The organism is Flavobacterium longum (assembly GCF_965137575.1).
Classification (GTDB): Bacteria; Bacteroidota; Bacteroidia; order Flavobacteriales; family Flavobacteriaceae; genus Flavobacterium; species Flavobacterium longum.
The window spans coordinates 1-20768 of record NZ_CBCRZJ010000002.1 but is presented as its reverse complement, the minus strand read 5'-3'; the positions used below and the strand labels follow the sequence as shown (position 1 = coordinate 20768).

The following is a 20768-nucleotide window of genomic DNA, read 5'->3' as shown; positions in this document are numbered from 1 at the left end:
ATTCGCCGCGGGATGATTAACTACAATTTTCTGTGATGATTTTCAATGTTTTGTTCAATATTTCCAATTCGTCCTGGGCAATTCCGTTGAGTGCCACCTGCCGGTTTTGCAACACCAGGGTTTGCACTTTCGCAATCACTTCACGGCCTTCGACGGTGACGTTCAGCACGGTTTTGCGCCGGTCGTCAGGGTTGAGGTCGCGCTCCAGATAACCGGATTTGACCAATAACGCGATGATGCGCGTCACCGAGGCGTTGTCCTTGAACACTTTTTCGGCCAATTCCTGTTGCGTGATGTCAGGGTTTTCCAATATCGCCTTGATGACCAGCCATTGGTCTATCGTAATGGTAAAACCGTTGTCGCGCAACCGTTTTTGCGCATAACTGCGGTACGTCCGGATGGCTTTATCCATGTGATAGAACGTGATGTCTTTGAGTTTTTCCATGAAAAAGAAAGTTTTAGCTTCATTCGCCCAAAGATAATGAACGGCGAATCAATATTTGACATATCAAATATTATCGGCTAAAACTTTCTCAACTCTAACCTCGGGCAGTTAGTACACGGTTATAAAATATTGTTACAATCGAACACTTCTTTTAACCGAACGCCTTTGTCGGTGCGCTGTACCGTGATGATGGGGTTGTGCGCGTCGTGTTCTAAAAACAGGTAGTAGTTGTTGTCGGCGGCCTCGAGCAGGAACTTTTCCTTTTCCGGAAGCGTCAGCAGCGGACGCGTGTCGTAACCCATGACATACGGGAGCGGAATGTGCCCGGCCGTCGGGAGCAAATCGGCCATGAAGCAAATGGTTTTGTCGCCGTACTTGATTTTCGGGATCATCATTTTTTCGGTATGGCCGTCGGCGAAAAAGATTCCGAAACCGAGTTCAGAATTGTCCAAAGTGTCTCCTTCCGGACGCTTGATGAAGTTTAGCTGGCCGCTTTCCTGCATCGGCAAAATATTCTCGGTCAGGAACGAGGCTTTTTCCCGCGGATTGGGCTTGGTTGCCCATTCCCAATGGTTGTCGTTGCTCCAGAATTTGGCGTTCTTGAACGCCGGTTCGTAACCGGTTTTGTCCTTGTTCCATTGTACCGAACCGCCGCAGTGGTCAAAATGCAGGTGCGTCATGAACACGTCGGTGATCTGGTCGCGGTGGAAACCGTATTTCGCCAGGGATTTGTCGATCGATTCGTCGCCCCAAAGCGAATAATACCCAAAGAATTTCTCCGATTGCTTGTTGCCCATTCCGGTATCGATCAAAATCAATCGGTTCCCGTCTTCAATCAAAAGGCAGCGTGCGGCAATGTCAATCAGGTTATTTTCATCGGCCGGATTGGTTTTGTTCCAGATGGTTTTCGGGACAACGCCGAACATGGCGCCGCCGTCGAGTTTGAAATTGCCGGCTTCAATCGGGTAGAGTTTCATCGCAGGAAAATTAGTCGTCCAAAAATACTGAATTTCCCGACGGACTGAAATAAATCACGGCTATATTGTAATCAGTTATAAAAATGTTACACAACGCCTTATAAAAAGCGAATTGTAGTATCTTTGCGGCGACCAAAGTGTGCGGGGTTTTTTCCGTAGGTTTTTGGAGAAATAAAACAGCAACGAAGAGCCATGATAAAAGTATCTGAATCAGCGAGCCGGAAAATCGTCGAAATGATGAAAGACGACGGCTTCGACGCATCGAAAGATTACGTCCGCGTAGGCGTCAAAAGCGGCGGCTGCAGCGGTTTGTCATACGAACTGAAGTTTGACAAAGCCCTAGGTGAGAATGATAAAGTCTTCGAAGACAATGCCGTGCGCATTGCCGTGGAGAAAAAATCGTTTTTATACCTGGCCGGCACGACACTCGAATATTCCGGCGGATTGAACGGAAAAGGTTTCGTGTTCAACAACCCGAACGCCAGCAGGACTTGCGGTTGCGGGGAATCATTTTCACTTTAGACGAAAGACTAAAGTCGAAAGTCAAAAGAATTAGGACAAACTAATCTTTCGACTTTTGACTTTCAAACTTTAGACTTAACATATGTCAAAATACACCGAAGACGATTTAAAGATCGAACTCGAAAACAAGGAGTACGAATACGGATTTTATACCGACATAGAATCTGAGACGTTTCCTGTTGGCCTGAATGAAGATATCGTCCGCGCGATTTCCCTGAAAAAGGAAGAGCCGCAATGGATGACCGACTGGCGCATCGAGGCGTTCCGTGCGTGGCAGGAAATGACCGAGCCGGAATGGGCGAACGTGCATTACCAGAAGCCAGATTTTCAGGCGATTTCGTACTATTCGGCCCCGAAGAAAAAAGACAAATACGCCAGCCTCGACGAGGTTGACCCGGAATTGCTCGAGACATTCAAGAAACTCGGCATTTCGCTCGACGAACAAAAGAAACTCGCCGGTGTGGCGATGGACATTGTCGTCGATTCGGTGTCGGTGGCCACGACATTCAAGAAAACGCTTTCTGAAAAAGGCATCATTTTCTGTTCGATTTCAGAAGCGATCAAAGAACATCCGGAACTCGTCCAGAAATATTTGGGAACAGTGGTTCCGCAGCGCGACAACTTTTACGCGGCGTTGAATTCGGCGGTTTTTTCCGACGGTTCATTCTGCTACATCCCGAAAGGCGTGAAATGCCCGATGGAATTGTCCACGTATTTCCGCATCAACCAAGCCGGAACCGGACAATTTGAAAGAACATTGGTTATTGCGGACGAAGGCAGCTACGTGTCATACCTTGAAGGTTGCACCGCGCCAAGCCGTGACGAAAACCAATTGCACGCGGCCGTGGTGGAACTCATTGCGCTCGACGATGCCGAAATCAAATATTCGACCGTACAAAACTGGTATCCGGGCGACAAAGCCGGAAAAGGAGGCGTGTTCAACTTCGTGACCAAGCGCGGCTTGTGCGAGAAAAACGCCAAGATTTCCTGGACGCAAGTTGAAACCGGAAGCGCGGTGACTTGGAAATACCCATCGTGTGTCCTGAAAGGCGACAATTCAGTAGGCGAATTCTATTCGATTGCCGTGACCAACAATTTCCAGCAGGCCGACACCGGAACCAAAATGGTCCATCTCGGGAAAAACACCAAATCAACAATCATCTCAAAAGGCATTTCCGCGGGCAAGTCGCAGAACAGCTACCGCGGCCTGGTACAAATCGGGCCACGCGCCGAAAACGCGCGCAACTTTTCGCAATGCGATTCGCTCTTGATGGGCAACAGCTGCGGTGCGCACACATTTCCGTACATCGAATCGAAAAACCCGTCGGCCAAGATCGAACACGAAGCCACGACCTCGAAAATCGGCGAAGACCAAGTATTCTATTGCAACCAACGCGGCATCCCGACCGAAAAAGCCATTGCGCTCATCGTGAACGGATTCAGCAAAGACGTGTTGAACAAACTGCCGATGGAGTTCGCCGTGGAAGCGCAGAAGTTGTTGGAGATTTCGCTGGAGGGAAGTGTGGGATAGAGAAGTTCAAAGTTCAAGGTTCAAAGTTTAGAGTATACGCCAATAAATAATTATATGCCATGTCAACCATTAAACGATTTGAAGATTTAGAAATCTGGAAAAATGCCCGAAGACTTGCAAAAGAAATCCATGAAATTTCAGAGCGAACAAAATTGAAGTACGATTATCGATTCAAAGATCAGATTAAAGCATCTTCTGGGTCGATAATGGATAACATAGCAGAAGGCTTCGAACGAAACGGGAATAATGAATTTAGGCAATTCCTGTCGATAGCAAAAGGTTCTGCGGGAGAAACAAGGTCACAGCTTTATCGCGTTTTTGACTGCGGCTATATAACGGAAGCCGAGTTTACGAATATCCGAAGAGAATACGAGAACTTAAGTGGAAAGATAAACAACTTTATAACATATTTAAACTGTAAGGAATTCAAAGGGAGTAAGTTTTTCAAGCAACTTTGAACTTTGAACCTTGAACCTTAAACAAAATGCTTAGTATAAAAAACCTCCATGCTTCGGTTGAAGACAAAGACATTCTCAAAGGGATCAATCTTGAGGTGAAAGCCGGCGAAGTACATGCCATTATGGGTCCGAACGGCTCCGGAAAATCGACGCTGTCGGCCGTAATTGCCGGTAACGAAAATTATGAAGTAACTGAAGGCTCCATTACGCTTGACGGCGAAGACCTGGCCGATTTGGCGCCGGAAGAACGCGCGCATAAAGGCGTGTTCCTGTCGTTCCAGTATCCGGTAGAAATCCCGGGCGTTTCGGTGACCAATTTCATGAAAACCGCCATCAATGAAAGCCGCAAGGCCAAAGGCTTGGAGGAAATGCCGGCCAATGAAATGCTGAAGCTCATTCGCGAAAAATCAGAACTTTTGGAGATCGACCGCAAATTCATGTCGCGCTCTTTGAACGAAGGTTTTTCGGGCGGAGAAAAGAAACGCAACGAAATCTTCCAGATGGCGATGCTAGAACCCAAATTGGCCATTCTCGACGAAACCGATTCCGGGCTTGACATCGACGCGCTGCGCATCGTGGCCAACGGCGTCAACAAACTCAAAAGCGACCAGAATGCCATCGTGGTCATCACGCATTACCAAAGACTTCTCGATTATATCGTTCCAGATTTCGTCCACGTCCTTTACAATGGCCGTATCGTGAAATCGGGCGGGAAAGAACTGGCCTACGAGCTGGAAGAAAAAGGGTATGATTGGATTAAGAACGAGAATTAGAATGCATTCAAAGTTCAAAGGCCAAAGTTCAAAGTTACAACCTAAACTTTGAGCTTTAAACCTTGAACCTTGAACCTTGAAATTTAAAATGGATTTAAAAGATAAATTACTGGCATCCTTCATGGCCTTCGAGGAAAGCGTCGATGTGGATTCGTCATTGCACGACATCCGCACGGCTGCCATCAAGAATTTTGAGGCCAAAGGTTTCCCGAGCAAGAAAGAGGAAGCCTGGAAATATACCTCGCTCAACCAGTTGCTCAAAAATGATTTCTCGGTATTCCCGAAACAGGAAAACGCCGTGGAATTTGCTGAGGTCAAACGCTATTTCCTACACGAGATTGACACGTACAAAGTGGTGTTCATCGACGGAAAATTCTCGTCGTTTTTGTCATCGACCACGCACGACGGATTGGATGTATGCCTGATGTCGTCGGCCTTGACCAAGCCCAAATACAAAATGGTCATCGACGAGTATTTCAACAAAATCGCCAACACCGACGAAACGTTGACGTCGCTCAATACGGCCTTTGCGCAAGAAGGCGCATACATCAACATTCCGCGTGGGAAAGTGGCCGACAAGCCCATCGAAATCATCAACTTTTCCACCGGAACCGAAGCCGCGCTCATGGTGCAGCCGCGCAACCTGATCATCGTGGGCGAGAATTCGCACGTGCAAATCATCGAGCGCCACCAGAGTTTGAACGACAATCCGGTGCTGACCAATGCAGTGACTGAGATTTTTGCGGCCAAACGCGCCATCGTCGACTACTACAAAATCCAGAACGACAGGCTCGAAGCCTCGCTTATCGATAACACCTATATTTCGCAAAAGGAACAAAGCATCGCTTCGGTGCATACATTCTCGTTTGGCGGAAATCTCACGCGCAACAACCTGAATTTCTACCACAAAGGCGAGCGGATTGATTCGACCCTGAAAGGCATCACGATCATTGAGGGCAAACAGCATGTCGATCATTATACGCTGGTGCACCACGCCACGCCGAATTGCGAATCGCACCAAAACTACAAAGGCATTTACGGCGACCGCGCTACCGGTGTATTCAACGGGAAAATCTACGTGGAAAAAGAAGCGCAGAAAACCGACGCCTTCCAGCAAAACAACAACATTCTGCTCAGCGACAAGGCCACGATCAACGCCAAGCCGCAACTGGAAATTTTCGCCGACGACGTGAAATGTTCGCACGGTTGCACGATTGGGCAATTGGACGATCGCGCCATGTTCTATATGCGTTCGCGCGGAATTCCAGAAAAGGAAGCGAAAGCATTGTTGATGTACGCGTTTTCGAACGAAGTCATCGAAAGCATCAAAATCCCGGAACTTAAAAACAGGATTACCAAAATCATCGCTACTAAATTGGGCGTGAAAATGGGTTTCGATCTGTAAGCCGAATATGAATGAAAATTGAGCCTTGCCTTCGCAGGGCTTTTTTTGTGCCCGAACGAAAGTATTTTCGATATATTTGGACAAACCAACCCTATGGAACAACCTGAAAAAGACCGGTTAACCGATGCCCTTTTTGACCGGGAATTGATTTCGGGCGAGCAGCGTATTACGATTAAAGCGTACCATTCGCTCGGGATTTTTTCGCTGCGAAACGAATTGTCTTTCTTGCTTTACACGGCGGTTTTATTGTTCACTTCCGGCATCGGCATCTTGATTTACCAAAACATCGACAGCATCGGGCATATGGCCATTCTCGCCTTGATCCTGGTCATGACCGGCATTTGTTTTTATTTCTGTTTCAAGAAAGCGCCGACATTCCGTTGGGAAGAAACGTTTTTTGAAAGCCCAACGTATGATTATCTGGTGTTGCTCGCCACGATCTTGAGTTGCATTTTCATCGGCTATGTACAAGTGCAATACGAGCCGTTCGGGCCGGGCATTGGCGTAATGACGCTGCTTTCTGCGGCTGCGGCGCTCTTCTCGGGTTATTACTTCGACAACCGAAGCGCGCTGTCCATAGGCGTTACCGGGCTGATTGCGTTCGTCGGGATTACCATTACACCGCGCGCTGTGATCGACAACAACATGTATACGACCGATGCGCAAACCTACACAGGCATTGCGCTCGCGGGTTTGCTGGCTTTTTGGGCCGAATATGCTTGGCGAAAAAACCTCAAGAAGCATTTCCGTCTGGTCTTTGACACGTTTGCGCTGCATTTGGCCGGATTGTGCTGCATCAAAGGCATGTTCGAGCCGTATTGGTTTGCGATGGTGCCGATTTTGGCTGGCGCGTGTTTTTATTTTTATCGAAAAAGCCACGAAGTAAACGCCATTTCTCTTTTTGTGTTTGCTTTGGTGTATGGATACATTGGTGTAAATATCTTGATGGCGAAGTTCATCGAAGCGACCGAATTCTATGAATTTTTCACCGTGTTGACGATTCTGGCACCGGTATATTTCATCGCGTCAATTTTCCTGTTCATCAAATTAATCAAACGATTCAACCAACAGTCAGATGACCGCGATTGATCCCGAAATGCTCGAAAACCTCCGGTTGGCCGAAGAACTCAAGCGGCTCAAGTCTGGCGGATTCGTCACGGCCGAGCACGTTGTCCATGCTAAAGCGACGCTGGAATTGCCGAAGACCAACAGCAACATCTTGGCGCGGATTGCATTTTTCCTTTTGGGCTGCTTTTTATTTTCGTCTTTGGGCGGACTGAGTTCGTTGGTACTCCTCAATCTCATGGACATTTTTGGAAGCCACTACGAAATCATGCTCTTTTTCTACGCCGCCATTGGGTTTGGTATGGCCGAATTGCTGGCAGCCAAATATTATTATGCATACGGATTGGACGATGCGTTTGTCATCGGTTGCCAGTTGCTGTTTGCGACCGGCGTTGGCGTGATGCTCGATTCGGCGACGGCCGGTTTCTTGGCGCTCGGCGTTGTTGGGTTGCTCACGTACATTCGTTACGTTTTGGCCGCTTCGGCGTTGTTTGGCGTGATCGGGATTTCAGGTTTTTTCGCCAGTTTGGTGATTTCAGACGGCGTTTTGAGTAACGGATTTTTGCCGTTTTTGATGTTGTTGGTTTCGGTGGCGCTGTTTTTCGGATCACGGAAATTGTCCGGAACCGAACGATACATGCTGTACGAAAATGGACTTGGCGTGGTCAAGGCGTGCAGCCTGATTTTGGCCTACTTGTCGGTGAATTATCTCGTGGTTCGACAACTTTCCGAAAGCCTGATGAATGTAGTCGTCGCACCGGGCGAAGATATTCCTTTGGCGATCCTGTTCTACGGATTTACTTTCCTGATCCCGGCGTTTTACCTCGTGTATGCCATCAAGGCCAAGGACCGGATGTTTTTCATCGTAGGGTTGCTGGCCGTTGCTTTTACGGTCTTTACGATTCGATATTATCATAGCGTATTGCCTATTGAAATGGCGCTGACCATCGGCGGTTCGCTCTTGTTTGGCGTCAGCTATTTTTTCATACGGAAAATCCGAAATAATGACACCGGAATCACTTTTAAGCCAGACCGCTACACAGACAGCGAAGCACTTTCGTACGCCCAAGCGGTCATCGCCAATTCTCACGCGCACATGAAAAACGTGATGCCGAACGATTCGCCCATGCCATTTGGCGGCGGCGGTTTCAGTGGCGGCGGTGCGGGCGAGAATTACTGATAATCGCAACATCCCGAACGTCACGGCGCAAGAATCAAAACTGTTGTGCAGCGCAGGATGTTTATTTTTGGCTAAAACCGAACACCATGAATAAACCACTTCTATTTTCCCTGATTTTCTTGGCGCTGGCTTGCACAGACAAAAAAACTTCCGAAACTACGGTAGCCGCAGACGGATCGACTTCTGAAGAAACCACCGAAAACGCCCCACTCATCCCGCATCCGCTCATTGACAATAAGGGCCAAATCATGGCGCACATGACCTTGCCGGCAAACTGGAAACTGCACAGCGAACCCGGCAAAGCAGCGTTTACCGGCCCAAACGGCATTTCGGTTTATAACATCCCGATGCGGAATTTCGCCTGGACGACAGACCCGATGATGGCCAATGTCTATCGGCAAAATGGCGGCAGGTTGCGCCAACCGATGTCTGGTGAAGCCATCGTCAAACAAGACTTGGAACCCATCGCAAAAAAGGAAGGTTCAAAATTGATTCGCGTGTATGATGCGCCGGAGATAGCCAAAAGCGATGGCAGCATCCAGGACATGATGTACCGGATCGGGCCATCCAGCACGCGTTATCAGGCGGTCATTAGCGAATGGGAAGACGCTAAGGGCAATCCGTATGCGATGATTTTACACATCAGCGCTAGCGACATGGGCGGCACCGTCATGTGGAATTATTACGGCCACGGACTGGACGCGCCTAAAATGCGCTATGAATCGGCCAAGAAAACCTTGATCGACGGATTGGCCAGCCTGCAATACAACCCGCGGTATTTTGACCGATACAACCAACAGGAAATGAACCGCGAAAGCGCGAGTTGGGCCGCACACAACCAGCGGATGGCCGCGCGGCAGCAACAGTTCGACACGCAGCAGCAAATCTTCAAGGAGAAATCCGAGGCCATCAACAATTCGATCAAGGCGTCTTACAATGAGCGAAACGCGTCGTCAGACCGCAACCACAATCGCTTCCTGAATTACATCAAGGATGAAAATACAGTGGTCAACAAAAGTGACGGCCAGCGTTACCAAGTACAGAGTGGTTCCAGCCAATACTGGATGAACGATCAGGGCCAATACATCGGGACCAACGACCCAAATTACGACCCGAACCGAAACCAAGGCACGCAAAACCAGACTTGGAGTGAGGCGCAAATGACGGACTAACTTAACATCTGTTTGTCTAAATTAACGCGTGTTATTTCGTACTTTTGCGTCATGTTTGACATCAGCAACATCCGCAAAGATTTTCCCATATTGTCGCAACAGGTCAACGGCAAACCGCTTGTGTATTTTGACAACGGCGCGACCTCGCAGAAACCCCAAGTGGTGATTGATGCGATTTCGAAATACTACGAAGTCATCAACGCCAACATCCACCGTGGCGTACACACGCTCAGCCAGATTGCCACCGACGCCTACGAGTCGTCGCGCGAAAAAATCAGGGCGCACATCAACGCCTCGCACGCCCACGAAGTCATTTTCACTTCCGGGACAACCGGCGCCATCAATTTGGTGGCTTCAGGTTTTTCCGAATTTTTAAAAGCGGGCGACGAGATTTTGGTATCGGCGCTGGAACATCATTCCAACATTGTTCCGTGGCAGTTGCTTTGTGCCAAGACTGGCGCGGTCTTGAAGGTTATCCCGATGGACGAAAATGGCGAACTGATATTGGCGGAATACGACAAATTATTGGCATCCGGAAAGGTGAAAATGGTGGCCGTGAACCACATCTCAAACGCGCTGGGCACGGTAAACCCGATTGCTGAAATGATCAACAAAGCGCATGAAGTCGGCGCTGCCATCTTGATTGACGGGGCGCAAGCGGTACCGCATATGCAACCCGATGTACAAGCTTTGGATTGCGACTTTTACGCTTTTTCGGCCCATAAGATGTGCGGCCCGACCGGCGTAGGTATTTTATACGGCAAGGAAAACTGGCTCCAGAAATTGCCACCTTACCAAGGCGGCGGCGAAATGATCAAGGAAGTTACTTTTGAAGGTTCGACATGGGCCGATTTACCACATAAATTTGAGGCCGGAACGCCCAACATCGCCGATGGCATCGCGTTGGGAACAGCCATCGATTATATGCACGACATCGGGTTTGAAAACATCCAGAAACAAGAAATGGAATTGCTCGCCTATGCCACCGAAAAGTTGTCGGGCATTGAAGGCTTGCGGATTTTCGGACCGAAAGAACGGAAAACTTCCGTAATTTCGTTTAATATCGATGGCATCCATCCGTACGACATCGGGACGATACTCGATAAGATGGGCGTTGCCGTAAGGACAGGCCATCATTGCGCCCAACCGGTGATGTCGTTTTTCTGCATCCCGGGAACAGTCCGGGCGTCGTTTTCGTTTTACAATACGAAGGAAGAAATCGATATCCTCGTGGCCGGCATCGAAAAAGCAAAAAGAATGTTATCCTAAGAACACATGAAAATAGTAGCCATTTTATTGATGAGCATTTTCCTGGCCGCCAATGGTTGCGAGGATTTGAAAGACACGACCATCCACTACAACGCCCATTCGCGCGGCATGTATCTGGACATTGAGGTGAAAGACGGCGCAGTGTCTGTCGTAAACCAACGTAAAGGCACGCCGAAAACCGCGAAGCTTTCCCAAGACGATCAAAAAGAATTGGGCGCACTCGTGAAAGCCATCGAACTGGAAACCATCCCAGACATGAAATCGCCTTCCGAAGCGCGTTTCTACGACGGCGCGGCCATTGCAACCTTGACGGTTACGCAGGGCGAGGAAGCCTATGAATCTCAAGCGTTTGACCACGGACAGCCGCCCGCCAAGCTCAAGGTTCTGGTGGACAAACTGCTCACTTTTGTACCCGCAGAGTAAATGGAAATCAAGGAAATCCAAGACGAAATCGTCGACGAGTTTTCGATGTTCGATGATTGGGACGAACGTTACCAGTATGTCATCGACCTGGGGAAAAGCCTACCGCTGATCGACGAGAAATACAAGGACGACGACCACATCGTCAAAGGCTGCCAGTCCAAAGTATGGTTGCACGCAGACCGCCACGACGGAAAAGTCGTCTTTACGGCCGACAGCGACGCCATCATCACCAAAGGCATTATTGCGATTCTAGTACGTGTGTTTTCGGGCCAGAAACCAGCCGACATCCTGGCCGCCGACATGGGTTTCATAGACGAAATCGGGTTGAAGGAACATTTGTCGCCGACGCGCGCCAACGGATTGGTTTCGATGATCAAACAAATCAAGATGTACGCTTTGGCATTTGAATCACAAGCGAAATAAACATGGAAGAATACAACGACACCCAAAACCTTGGCGAGAAAATCGTCAAAACCCTCAAAGGCATTTACGACCCGGAAATTCCCGTGGACATCTATGAACTCGGATTGATTTACGACGTGATGATCAACACCGACGACGAAGTGAAAATCCTGATGACGCTGACCTCGCCCAACTGCCCGGTGGCCGAATCGCTGCCGCGTGAAGTAGAGGAAAAAGTCCGAAAAGTGGACGGCATCAAGGATGTTGAGGTCGAAATCACCTTCGATCCGCCGTGGAGCAAAGACTTAATGAGCGAAGAAGCGAAACTCGAACTCGGCATGTTGTAATGGAGGAAATCGTCAATAGGGTAGCGGCCAGCAAACTGGAAGTGTTTGACCTCGAGGATTTTTATCCGGCGGGCAAACGCATTAGTCTTGACTTGTCGCAATGGCTCGAAGAAGGATTCATCCTGCGCGAGAAAGATTTCCGCGAAGCGTTGAAAAACCACGATTGGCCAGTCTATCAGGAGGCATACGTTTCCATTTTTTGCAGCACGGACGCCATCGTTCCGGCTTGGGCGAGCATGCTCGTCACGGCACATCTCGCGCCTTTCGCCAAGAAAATCGTCGCGGGAAATCTGGAAGCCATCGATACGGTACTTTACCAGGAATTGTTGCCGACGCTGGATTATTCCTCTTATCGGGACAAGCCGGTCATCATCAAAGGCTGCTCGAAAAAGCCAGTGCCGACGAGCGCTTATTTGCTCGCCACCAAACTTTTGCAACCCGTCGCCAAAAGCATCATGTACGGCGAAGCGTGTTCGGCGGTACCGCTTTTCAAGAAAAAGTGATGGCCCGCAGCGGTTTACATTCGTATCTTTGCACCATAAAACCGATAATCATGAAGAAACTTGCCCTTACCTTGTTTTTGATGGCCGGGCTTACTGCGTGGTCACAAACCAATCCATCGGACGCACCGGTGACCGACACGATCAAACACTGGAAATCCAAAGGAAATTTTTCGGCGTTGTTCAACCAATCTACGTTTGACAATTGGCTGGCCGGCGGAGAGAACAACATCTCCGGAACGCTCGGCCTCAACTATGACATCAATTACAACAAAGACGGATGGAACTGGGACAACAAAATCATGGCGTCTTACGGCGTCGTGAAAACCCGTACGAGTTCTTTCGCCAAGAAAACCGATGACAGGCTCGAAATCAATTCGTTGCTCGGCCGCCAAATGAAAACCGGAAGCCGGTGGTTTTATTCGGCGTTTATGAATTTCAGGACGCAGTTCACTAAAGGCTACAACTATACAAAAGACGCCAACGGTGCCGAACAACGTGAAGAGTACACCAATTTCTTTTCGCCGGCTTACCTGAGCTTCGGTCCGGGCGTCATGTACAAGAAAGACGACAACTTCAAATTCAACATCGCGCCGGCCACCAGTAAACTGACTTTCGTTGATGCCGCTTTTACGCTTCCGAACGAGGCTTATTTCGGAGTGGAAGAAGGCGAATCGATGCGCTACGAATTGGGTATGAATGCGTCCTTATATTATAAGGTAGGCATCGTGGCCAACGTGTCGCTCGAAAACATCCTGAATTTGTATTCCAATTACCTCGAAGATCCTCAGAATGTCGATATTGATTACCAGTTGAACATTGTAATGAAAATCAACAAATACCTGGCAACCAATATTAGTTTCCAGACGATTTACGACGACAACGCATTCCGTGGATTCCAGGTGCGCCAAGTGTTCGGCGTGAGCTTCAACTACGGCTTTGGCGACGCGGCGAAGAAGTAATTACCGTACTTTCAAAAATAAAAAAATCCATCATTGCCGATGGATTTTTTGTTTGGTTAAAGTGCGTCTTCTACGGTATCTTCCCAATCCGGATACAAGAAATTATTATATGGGAATCGCGTGATGTGGATTTTCCGTACGGCTTCGTAAACCCGGTGCCTGAATTCCTCGAAGTTTTCTTTATTGGTCGCCGAAATGAACAGCGTGTTTTCGGCGCCGAGTTTGGCCATCCAAGTCGCTTTCCATTGGTCGAGCGTGTTGTGACGTGTTGTTTTTTCGGTCATCAAATCGTCTTCCTCGATGACTTCCGGATGATAAGCATCGATTTTATTGAACACCATGATCGTGGGCTTGTTCTGGCTTTTGATTTCCGAAAGGATTTGGTTGACCGACTCGATGTGGTCTTCAAAATCCGGATGCGAAATATCGACGACGTGCAGCAGCAAATCGGCCTCGCGGACTTCGTCGAGCGTGCTTTTGAACGATTCCACCAGTTGCGTCGGAAGTTTCCGGATAAAACCAACGGTATCGGAAAGCAGAAACGGCAAATTCCTGATGACGACTTTGCGAACGGTCGTGTCTAACGTCGCGAAGAGTTTATTTTCTACGAAAACATCGCTTTTCCCAATGGCGTTCATCAAGGTAGATTTGCCCACGTTCGTATAGCCTACCAGCGCCACGCGAACCATTGCGCCACGGTTGCCGCGTTGTACGGCCATTTGTTTGTCGATGACTTTGAGCTTGTCTTTCAAGAGTGAAATCCTATCGCGGACGATACGGCGGTCGGTCTCAATCTCGGTTTCGCCCGGACCCCGCAACCCGATGCCGCCTTTCTGGCGCTCCAAGTGCGTCCACATACCGGAAAGCCGCGGCAGTAAATACTGGCATTGCGCCAATTCTACTTGCGTTCTTGCGTACGATGTTTCGGCACGTTGCGCGAAGATGTCCAAGATGAGGTTGGTCCGGTCAAGGACTTTGCAGTTGAGGTCTCGCGAGATGTTCTTTTGTTGCGACGGTGAAAGCTCGTCGTCAAAAATCACGGTGGAAATATCGTGTTCCTTAATATAGGTATGGATTTCGTCCATTTTGCCCGTACCCACGAATGTCTTCGGGTTTGGGCGTTCCATCTTCTGCGAAAAACGCTTTACCACTTCGCCGCCTGCCGTATAGGTTAGGAATTGAAGTTCGTCGAGATATTCGCGCAACTTTTCCTCAGGCTGGCTTTGGGTGATGATTCCCACCAAAACGGTTCGCTCAAGTTTTCTGGTATCTTTCTCTAGCATGGTCTGTTTGAAAATACAAAAGTACGATTTGTAAATGCTCGCGCGACGACCAATTGTTGATAACTAACCACAATTAGTTAAAAAACGAGATTTTCCTAGGTATTTCTAAAAATTTGTTAAATTTGGAACTCAAAATTTTTTTGCAATCTTCTATAACCAACTAAAAAAAGTATGTTGTTATGAAAAAAACTACATTATTAATCCTGACCTTATTGCTTTCTCTCGCGGGCTTTGCGCAGCCAGCGTTCAAAGAAAGCTTTGAGAGTGCAACACCGCCGGCTCCGGTTTGGGATTTGGGTACCACCGGACTGGGTTCAAACGGTCAGTGGGCGATTTTCGACAATGGTGTCGGGCCCAACCAAAGCTGGACGATCAACACTGCGGTGACCACACCTCCAACGGTCTGCGACGGCGTACAGTCGGCGTACATCAACCGCGAAAACATTGGGGCGTTGAACACCAGCCAAGACTTCTTGGCCACGCCGCTCATTACGATTCCGGCCAACGGTCAATTGCGGTTCTTGACCCGTACAACGCTGACGGGCGACCAAGGAACAAAGTACAAAATCATGTGGGCTCCGGCGTCTGCAGCGCAAAACAACCCGGCGGCTTACACCTTAATCCAGGAATTCTCCGAATCCACACTGGTAGCAGTGTTCAACGTTTGTGAGGAGAAAGCAGTGAGCTTAAGTACGGTTGCAGGCCAACAGGGCTACATTGCATTCGTGCGGGAATACACCCAGCCGGATGCTGCCTTGAGCGGCGACCGCTGGCTCGTGGACAACGTCCGGATCGACTCGCAATGTATCGATCCATCGGCCCTTGCGGCAGGCTTGATTACCCAGTCTTCGGCGCAATTGAGTTGGACTGCAGGTGCGGGCCAAACCCAATGGGAAATTGCCATCGTTTCTTTTGAAGATCCTTTGCCAGCTTCGGGAACATTAATTTCAGACAATCCTTACACGGCTACCACGACTTTACCTGCGGGCGTGCCGTTTACACCTTCCACACAATATAAGTATTGGGTACGGGCGGTTTGCCAGTCAACGTTTACCAGTGAATGGATAGGACCATTTGCCTTTACGATGTCTTCGCCCGGATTGACGTGCGCGTCACCAATCGTTGTAGATACGCTACCTTATTGTACGACCGATAACACGGCCAACTATAGTGACTCGACAGATGCAGAGCAACCTGACAATTGCGCTGGCACTACAGCCAACTACATGACAGGTAACGACGTATTTTATTCTTATACCCCGACAACAACCGGAGCCATCAGCATCTCGATGACGCCAACCGCGACGTTCTCGGGAATTTTTGTTTATGACGGTTGCGCCAACGTAGGTGTTGAGTGCGTGGCGGGTGTCGCGAATTCGAACACAAACATCCGTGAAATCGCTAGCCTTACCGTTGAAGCAGGACACCAATATATTATTGTCATCTCCACCAATGCGACGCCGCAAACTACCGGATATACGCTTTGTATCCAGCAGTTGAATTGCGCGCCGCCGAATGCGTTGAGCGCAGTAAGTACCGGCCCAACAAGCGCCAACCTTTCTTGGGGTAACCCAGGCGGTGCTTCTTCTTGGGAAGTTTTCGTGCAGACGCCGGGTTCTTCAGTGCCAACTACACCGGGCGTAACAGCCAATACAAATACAAACTTCGGTGTGACTGAATTGACCGCCGACAGCATTCCGCTCACTTTGGGATGCTACCAGTATTGGGTACGCGCAGCTTGCGGTGACGGAACGTTTAGCCCTTGGGCAGGACCATACCAGTTCTGTACAACTACTTGTACGAGCGGTTGTAACTACAGCTTGGTCATGACCGATACTTTCGGCGACGGCTGGAACGGCAACACCATGACCTTGACGCAAGGCGTGTCAACTACCACCATTGGCCCAACATTTACCGATGGCGAAGGTCCGGTAACCATTCCGGTAACGCTTTGCGACGGTGACTTTACCCTGACCTGGAACACAGGCGGTAACTTTGCCGGCGAGGTTGGTGTTTCCATCGTCAATAACTTCGGACAAACCATATTCACACACACACCTGGCACCAACCTTCAGGGCCAAGTATTGTATACGGGCACCGTAGATTGCGCGACACCGGCGTGTTTGCCGCCAACGACTCTGACTTCGGTTTCTTCGAGTATTGACTCGGTTACTGTGTCATGGGCACCGGGCGGTCCTGAAACAGCATGGCAAGTCATCGCCGTTCCTGACGGAGATCCTGCACCATCGGCCACTGATCCGGGATGGCTTGACGCACCGTTTTTCCCATTTACCATTCCAGGTTTGGCCGCGGGCTCGAACTATGACGTGTATATCAGGGCGGTTTGTTCGCCAATACAGACTAGTCCTGCAGCCGGCCCGCTGAATGTCGTGACTTCCGTTTGCGAGGCTGCACAACAATGTCTTTACACCTTTACCATGGTCGATAGCTTCGGCGACGGTTGGAACGGCAACACCATGTCGGTAATTCAAAACGGTGTTGTTGTAGCCACTTTGACTGGCCCTACCAACGCGGACGACCAAAACCCAGTAACGGTTCAGGTGGCTTTGTGTAACGGTATTCCATTCAACTTGTTTTGGAACACCGGCGGTACATTTGCCAATGAAGTAGGCATTACGATCACTTCATTCCTTGGCGAAGTATTGTTCACGCTTATTCCGGGTCCGGGGCAACAAGGTCAAACTTTGTATGAAGGAACCGGTGAGTGCGTACCGCCAACTTGTTTGAAGCCAACCAATGTTGTCGTATCAGGTATTACCCTCGATTCTGCTATCGTTACATGGCAAGACAACAACACACCGGCCGCGACACAATGGGAGATCATTGTGCTTCCAGCCTCTGATCCTGCACCGCTACCAACGGTAAACGGTACGCTAATCAGTACCAATCCATACACTTTGACAGGCTTGAACCCTGCAACCCAATATACCGTTTATGTTAGGGCGGTATGTTCAGATACTGATAGCAGTTTCTGGAGCTTGGGCACAGACTTCAATACCGTAGTTTGTTTGCCGAATAACCTTTGTGAATACACTTTCGTGATGGTTGATTCATTTGGCGACAGCTGGAATGGCAATACCATGACCGTGAGTCAGAATGGAATTGTTATGGCTACCTTGACTGGCCCAACCAATGCGGACGACCAAAACCCGATATCGGTGATTGTTCCATTGTGTAACAATATTCCGTTTGAATTGTTCTGGAACACCGGAGGTAACTTTGCAAATGAAGTAGGTGTTTCGATTGTAAACACATTGGGCGACACAATTTTCAACCACGCGCCAGGTGATGGAAACCTGCAAGGGCAAACATTGTTTGAAGGCACCGTGACGTGCGTTCCGGTAACTTGTCCGAAACCGGTTCAATTGACCGCTACGCAGATAACGTCTACTACGGCCTTGTTGGGATGGACAGAATCAGGAACCGCTACGCAGTGGGAAATCTTGGTGGTGCCGTTTGGTACAACACCGCCGGTTTTTGCCGATTCAGGAACACCTGCAGGCGTGAACCCAATCCTGATTACAGGCCTCACGCCAGGCGCACAATACACTTTCTATGTAAGGGCTATTTGCTCTGATACAGATGAAAGCAACTGGTCTGCCGCCTTTAATTTCAATACTTTGCCAGCGAATGACGAATGTACGGGAGCCATTATGGTTCCTGTGAATTCAAACTCTTCTTGTAACCAATCTGTGATAGGTACTGTGTCAGGAGCAACGGCTTCTTCGCAGATCAATAGTTGTGCGGGCGCATCGGACGATGACGTTTGGTTCCAATTTGTGGCGAGCGAATTGTATCATAACGTGTCATTGTCGGGCATTACGAACGGTGCCGATTTGAACTTTGCAGTTTATAGCGGAGACTGCGGAACGCTTACATTGAATCAGTGCTACACGGATACGTCAGGTGCAGTGAACAACTTGGTTCCTGGCAATACTTATTTTATCAGGGTATGGTCAACATCGGATACTCCTATAAATTCATCCTTTACGCTTTGCGTTACTACACAGTCGAACTGTGAGAATGCGTCAAACGCATGTTCAAATACACAGTACACCAATACGACCGGAGTAACCAATCTGGGCCAAATCGGTTGTTTATTTACATCGCCGAACCCAAGGTTCTTTATTATCGAAATTATCCAAAACGGCCCGATTAACTATTTCATTCAGCAATCAACTACTCCTGGCGGACCACCAGACCTTGATGTTGATTATGTTGCTTGGGGTCCGTTCACGGATCCTGACGTGATGTGTAACGGTATCCCGTTGAACGGTGCAGTACCGTTGACAGGACTGACTACAGGTTGCAGCTATTCTGCCGCTCCGACCGAAACATTCAATATCGCGAATGGTCAAATCGGCCAGTTTTACGTTCTGTTGGTCACAAATTTCTCTGACGACCCGGGCTACATTACGATGACTCAAACCAATGCGAATCAGCCTGGAGCAGGCGAGATGGCTTGTTGCCCAGAGGCAAACTTCACGTATCCATCTAACTCCTATTGCACAACAGACGCTAACCCAACACCAACCGTTGTAACTGGAAGTTTACTAGGTACGTTCTCGGCATTGCCGGCAGGATTGGTATTTGTCGATACTGCGACAGGCCAGATTGACCTCGCGGCATCAGCCCCAGGGGTGTACGTTGTCAGAAATACTTTGGTTGCTGATGAAAGTTGTGACGAAAGGTATTTCGATTTTACAATCACAATTTCTGCTCCAGTCAATGCGACGATTTCGTATCCGGCGCCGGCAGCTTACTGCTCTAGCGATACGAATTTGATTCCTATTAATTTCTCCGGAACCACAGGAGGAAATTACTCGGCTTCTCCATTCGGATTGTTTATCGATCCATTGACAGGAACCGTTAACCCGAGCCTTAGTGCGGCGGGTGTATATACAGTAAGTTATAACATCTTGTCTGCAGGCGCTTGTGCTGCGGTTCAGCCAACAACTACTATCGAGATTATCGCTGCGCCGAATGTGGGCGATATTGCCGATGTCACGGTGTGCGATAGCTACACGCTCCCAGCGTTGACAGTTGGTAACTACTATGATGGTCCTGGCGGAACGGGTACGATGTATAATGCAAACGACGTTATCTCGTCAAGCATGACCATGTACGTTTACGCGACGAACAACAATTGCACGGATGAAGATTCGTTTGCGATTGTGATAAATGCTACGCCGGTACTTGACCCGGTGAGCAATGTCACATCATGTACAAGCTACTTCCTTCCGGCACTTAATGTAGGCAATTACTACACCGGTCCGGGCGGAACCGGAACCCAATTGGCAGCGAATACAGAAATCACAACTGACCAGACCATTTATGTCTACGCAGCCAATGGTTTGTGTACAGCCGAAGCGAGTTTTACGATTACTTTCGGAGCGTTAGTGGTAACCAACCCTGGCGACCAAACGGTTTGCGACAGCTACACACTTCCGGTACTTGCGGTAGGCAACTACTTTACCGGAGCTGCAGGAACTGGACAGCCGCTTAACGCGGGTGACGCCATTACAAGTACGCAGTTGATTTACGTATATGGCGTGTCTGGAACTTGTACGGACGAAGCATCATTTACTGTGACGGTAAACACTGCAGCTGCGGACGTCATCGGAAATCAAATTGTTTGTAACAGCTACACATTGCCAGCTTTGTCTGCCAATAACACCTATTGGACACAGCCTGGCGGAACTGGAACACAGTTGTTTGCGAACGATGTAATCACTACAAATCAGACGATTTATATCTACGCGCAATCTGGCACTACGCCGAATTGTACGGCTGAGAGCAGCTTTACGGTATCCGTGGGCTCAATTACCGCCGACATTTTGAACGACGTTACGGTATGCGATTCGTACGTATTGCCTGCGTTGTCTGCGGACAATTCGTATTGGACGGGAACTAACGGTACGGGTACGCAGTTGTTCCCTGGTGGTTCGGTCACTTCGAGCCAGACGATCTATATCTGGGCGAGCCTTGGCGCGTGCAGTGACCAGAGCGACTTCGTGGTGACGGTCAACCAGA

At 49.0% G+C, this 20768-nt stretch carries 18 protein-coding genes; 15 read left to right on the top strand and 3 right to left on the bottom strand.

Features of this window, described 5'->3' with window-relative positions; translation table 11 throughout:
• Positions 1-16: 16 nt before the first annotated feature.
• Both ACM9J1_RS03100 and ACM9J1_RS03095 read right to left on the bottom strand, forming a co-directional pair.
• Entirely contained in the window at positions 17-445 is a 429-nt protein-coding gene (locus tag ACM9J1_RS03100; protein WP_415580471.1) for a MarR family winged helix-turn-helix transcriptional regulator, read from the bottom strand.
• 119 nt (positions 446-564) lie between these two features.
• On the bottom strand, positions 565-1422 hold the full coding sequence (locus ACM9J1_RS03095) for an MBL fold metallo-hydrolase (RefSeq protein WP_415580470.1): 858 nt from the start codon (positions 1420-1422) through the stop codon (positions 565-567).
• 192 nt (positions 1423-1614) lie between these two features.
• Here ACM9J1_RS03095 and ACM9J1_RS03090 point away from each other — a divergent pair, with 192 nt between their 5' ends.
• The 14 genes from ACM9J1_RS03090 (at position 1615) to ACM9J1_RS03025 (ending at position 13431) form a co-directional block, all read left to right on the top strand.
• Positions 1615-1944: a HesB/IscA family protein gene (locus ACM9J1_RS03090; protein ID WP_415580469.1), complete on the top strand. Its 330-nt coding sequence runs from the start codon at positions 1615-1617 to the stop codon at positions 1942-1944.
• A gap of 82 nt (positions 1945-2026) precedes the next feature.
• Complete coding sequence (gene sufB, locus ACM9J1_RS03085; protein ID WP_415580468.1) at positions 2027-3475, top strand: Fe-S cluster assembly protein SufB; 1449 nt, start codon at positions 2027-2029, stop codon at positions 3473-3475.
• A 59-nt stretch (positions 3476-3534) separates the two neighbouring features.
• Complete coding sequence (locus ACM9J1_RS03080) at positions 3535-3933, top strand: four helix bundle protein (protein WP_415580467.1); 399 nt, start codon at positions 3535-3537, stop codon at positions 3931-3933.
• Between the two features lie 26 nt (positions 3934-3959).
• Positions 3960-4706: a Fe-S cluster assembly ATPase SufC gene (sufC, locus tag ACM9J1_RS03075; RefSeq protein WP_415580466.1), complete on the top strand. Its 747-nt coding sequence runs from the start codon at positions 3960-3962 to the stop codon at positions 4704-4706.
• An 88-nt stretch (positions 4707-4794) separates the two neighbouring features.
• Positions 4795-6111 carry a Fe-S cluster assembly protein SufD gene (sufD, locus tag ACM9J1_RS03070; RefSeq protein ID WP_415580465.1) on the top strand — a complete coding sequence of 439 codons (1317 nt, stop codon included), beginning with the start codon at positions 4795-4797 and terminating at the stop codon, positions 6109-6111.
• Positions 6112-6204: 93 nt separating this feature from the next.
• The gene (locus ACM9J1_RS03065; protein WP_415580464.1) at positions 6205-7200 is read left to right on the top strand and encodes a DUF2157 domain-containing protein; all 996 of its coding nucleotides are present in this window, start codon (positions 6205-6207) and stop codon (positions 7198-7200) included.
• Positions 7187-8356, top strand: a complete 1170-nt coding sequence (locus ACM9J1_RS03060; protein WP_415580463.1) for a hypothetical protein — start codon at positions 7187-7189, stop codon at positions 8354-8356. Before ACM9J1_RS03065 ends, ACM9J1_RS03060 begins: the two co-directional genes overlap by 14 nt.
• 86 nt (positions 8357-8442) lie before the next feature.
• Positions 8443-9528, top strand: coding sequence for a hypothetical protein (locus tag ACM9J1_RS03055; protein ID WP_415580462.1), 1086 nt, complete (start codon positions 8443-8445; stop codon positions 9526-9528).
• A 51-nt stretch (positions 9529-9579) separates the two neighbouring features.
• Entirely contained in the window at positions 9580-10797 is a 1218-nt protein-coding gene (locus ACM9J1_RS03050; RefSeq protein WP_415580461.1) for an aminotransferase class V-fold PLP-dependent enzyme, read from the top strand.
• A 6-nt stretch (positions 10798-10803) separates the two neighbouring features.
• Positions 10804-11220: a hypothetical protein gene (locus ACM9J1_RS03045; RefSeq protein WP_415580460.1), complete on the top strand. Its 417-nt coding sequence runs from the start codon at positions 10804-10806 to the stop codon at positions 11218-11220.
• On the top strand, positions 11221-11643 hold the full coding sequence (locus ACM9J1_RS03040) for a SufE family protein (protein WP_415580459.1): 423 nt from the start codon (positions 11221-11223) through the stop codon (positions 11641-11643). It begins immediately after the preceding gene.
• Positions 11644-11645: 2 nt separating this feature from the next.
• On the top strand, positions 11646-11969 hold the full coding sequence (locus ACM9J1_RS03035; protein ID WP_415580458.1) for an SUF system Fe-S cluster assembly protein: 324 nt from the start codon (positions 11646-11648) through the stop codon (positions 11967-11969).
• Positions 11969-12472 (top strand): DUF2480 family protein, encoded by a 504-nt coding sequence (locus ACM9J1_RS03030; RefSeq protein ID WP_415580457.1) that lies wholly within the window; start codon positions 11969-11971, stop codon positions 12470-12472. The genes ACM9J1_RS03035 and ACM9J1_RS03030 overlap by 1 nt, the downstream gene beginning before the upstream one ends.
• 50 nt (positions 12473-12522) lie before the next feature.
• Complete coding sequence (locus tag ACM9J1_RS03025) at positions 12523-13431, top strand: DUF3078 domain-containing protein (protein ID WP_415580456.1); 909 nt, start codon at positions 12523-12525, stop codon at positions 13429-13431.
• Positions 13432-13487: 56 nt separating this feature from the next.
• On the opposite strand, the gene hflX is transcribed toward ACM9J1_RS03025, so the two are convergent.
• Positions 13488-14714 carry a GTPase HflX gene (gene hflX / locus ACM9J1_RS03020; RefSeq protein WP_415580455.1) on the bottom strand — a complete coding sequence of 409 codons (1227 nt, stop codon included), beginning with the start codon at positions 14712-14714 and terminating at the stop codon, positions 13488-13490.
• Positions 14715-14893: 179 nt separating this feature from the next.
• On the opposite strand from hflX, the gene ACM9J1_RS03015 reads away from it, so the two are divergent.
• The coding region (locus tag ACM9J1_RS03015; RefSeq protein WP_415580454.1) for a fibronectin type III domain-containing protein at positions 14894-20768 on the top strand (5875 nt) is incomplete at its 3' end.

Bases quoted from the DNA above. Each gene is read 5' to 3' on its own strand.
- hflX (WP_415580455.1), bottom strand. From the start codon at position 14,714: ATGCTAGAGAAAGATACCAGAAAACTTGAGCGAACCGTTTTGGTGGGA.
- ACM9J1_RS03040 (WP_415580459.1), top strand. From the start codon at position 11,221: ATGGAAATCAAGGAAATCCAAGACGAAATCGTCGACGAGTTTTCGATG.
- ACM9J1_RS03100 (WP_415580471.1), bottom strand. From the start codon at position 445: ATGGAAAAACTCAAAGACATCACGTTCTATCACATGGATAAAGCCATC.
- ACM9J1_RS03060 (WP_415580463.1), top strand. From the start codon at position 7,187: ATGACCGCGATTGATCCCGAAATGCTCGAAAACCTCCGGTTGGCCGAA.
- ACM9J1_RS03095 (WP_415580470.1), bottom strand. From the start codon at position 1,422: ATGAAACTCTACCCGATTGAAGCCGGCAATTTCAAACTCGACGGCGGC.
- ACM9J1_RS03050 (WP_415580461.1), top strand. From the start codon at position 9,580: ATGTTTGACATCAGCAACATCCGCAAAGATTTTCCCATATTGTCGCAA.
- ACM9J1_RS03045 (WP_415580460.1), top strand. From the start codon at position 10,804: ATGAAAATAGTAGCCATTTTATTGATGAGCATTTTCCTGGCCGCCAAT.
- ACM9J1_RS03065 (WP_415580464.1), top strand. From the start codon at position 6,205: ATGGAACAACCTGAAAAAGACCGGTTAACCGATGCCCTTTTTGACCGG.
- sufB (WP_415580468.1), top strand. From the start codon at position 2,027: ATGTCAAAATACACCGAAGACGATTTAAAGATCGAACTCGAAAACAAG.
- ACM9J1_RS03090 (WP_415580469.1), top strand. From the start codon at position 1,615: ATGATAAAAGTATCTGAATCAGCGAGCCGGAAAATCGTCGAAATGATG.
- ACM9J1_RS03055 (WP_415580462.1), top strand. From the start codon at position 8,443: ATGAATAAACCACTTCTATTTTCCCTGATTTTCTTGGCGCTGGCTTGC.
- sufD (WP_415580465.1), top strand. From the start codon at position 4,795: ATGGATTTAAAAGATAAATTACTGGCATCCTTCATGGCCTTCGAGGAA.
- ACM9J1_RS03030 (WP_415580457.1), top strand. From the start codon at position 11,969: ATGGAGGAAATCGTCAATAGGGTAGCGGCCAGCAAACTGGAAGTGTTT.
- sufC (WP_415580466.1), top strand. From the start codon at position 3,960: ATGCTTAGTATAAAAAACCTCCATGCTTCGGTTGAAGACAAAGACATT.
- ACM9J1_RS03025 (WP_415580456.1), top strand. From the start codon at position 12,523: ATGAAGAAACTTGCCCTTACCTTGTTTTTGATGGCCGGGCTTACTGCG.
- ACM9J1_RS03080 (WP_415580467.1), top strand. From the start codon at position 3,535: ATGTCAACCATTAAACGATTTGAAGATTTAGAAATCTGGAAAAATGCC.
- ACM9J1_RS03035 (WP_415580458.1), top strand. From the start codon at position 11,646: ATGGAAGAATACAACGACACCCAAAACCTTGGCGAGAAAATCGTCAAA.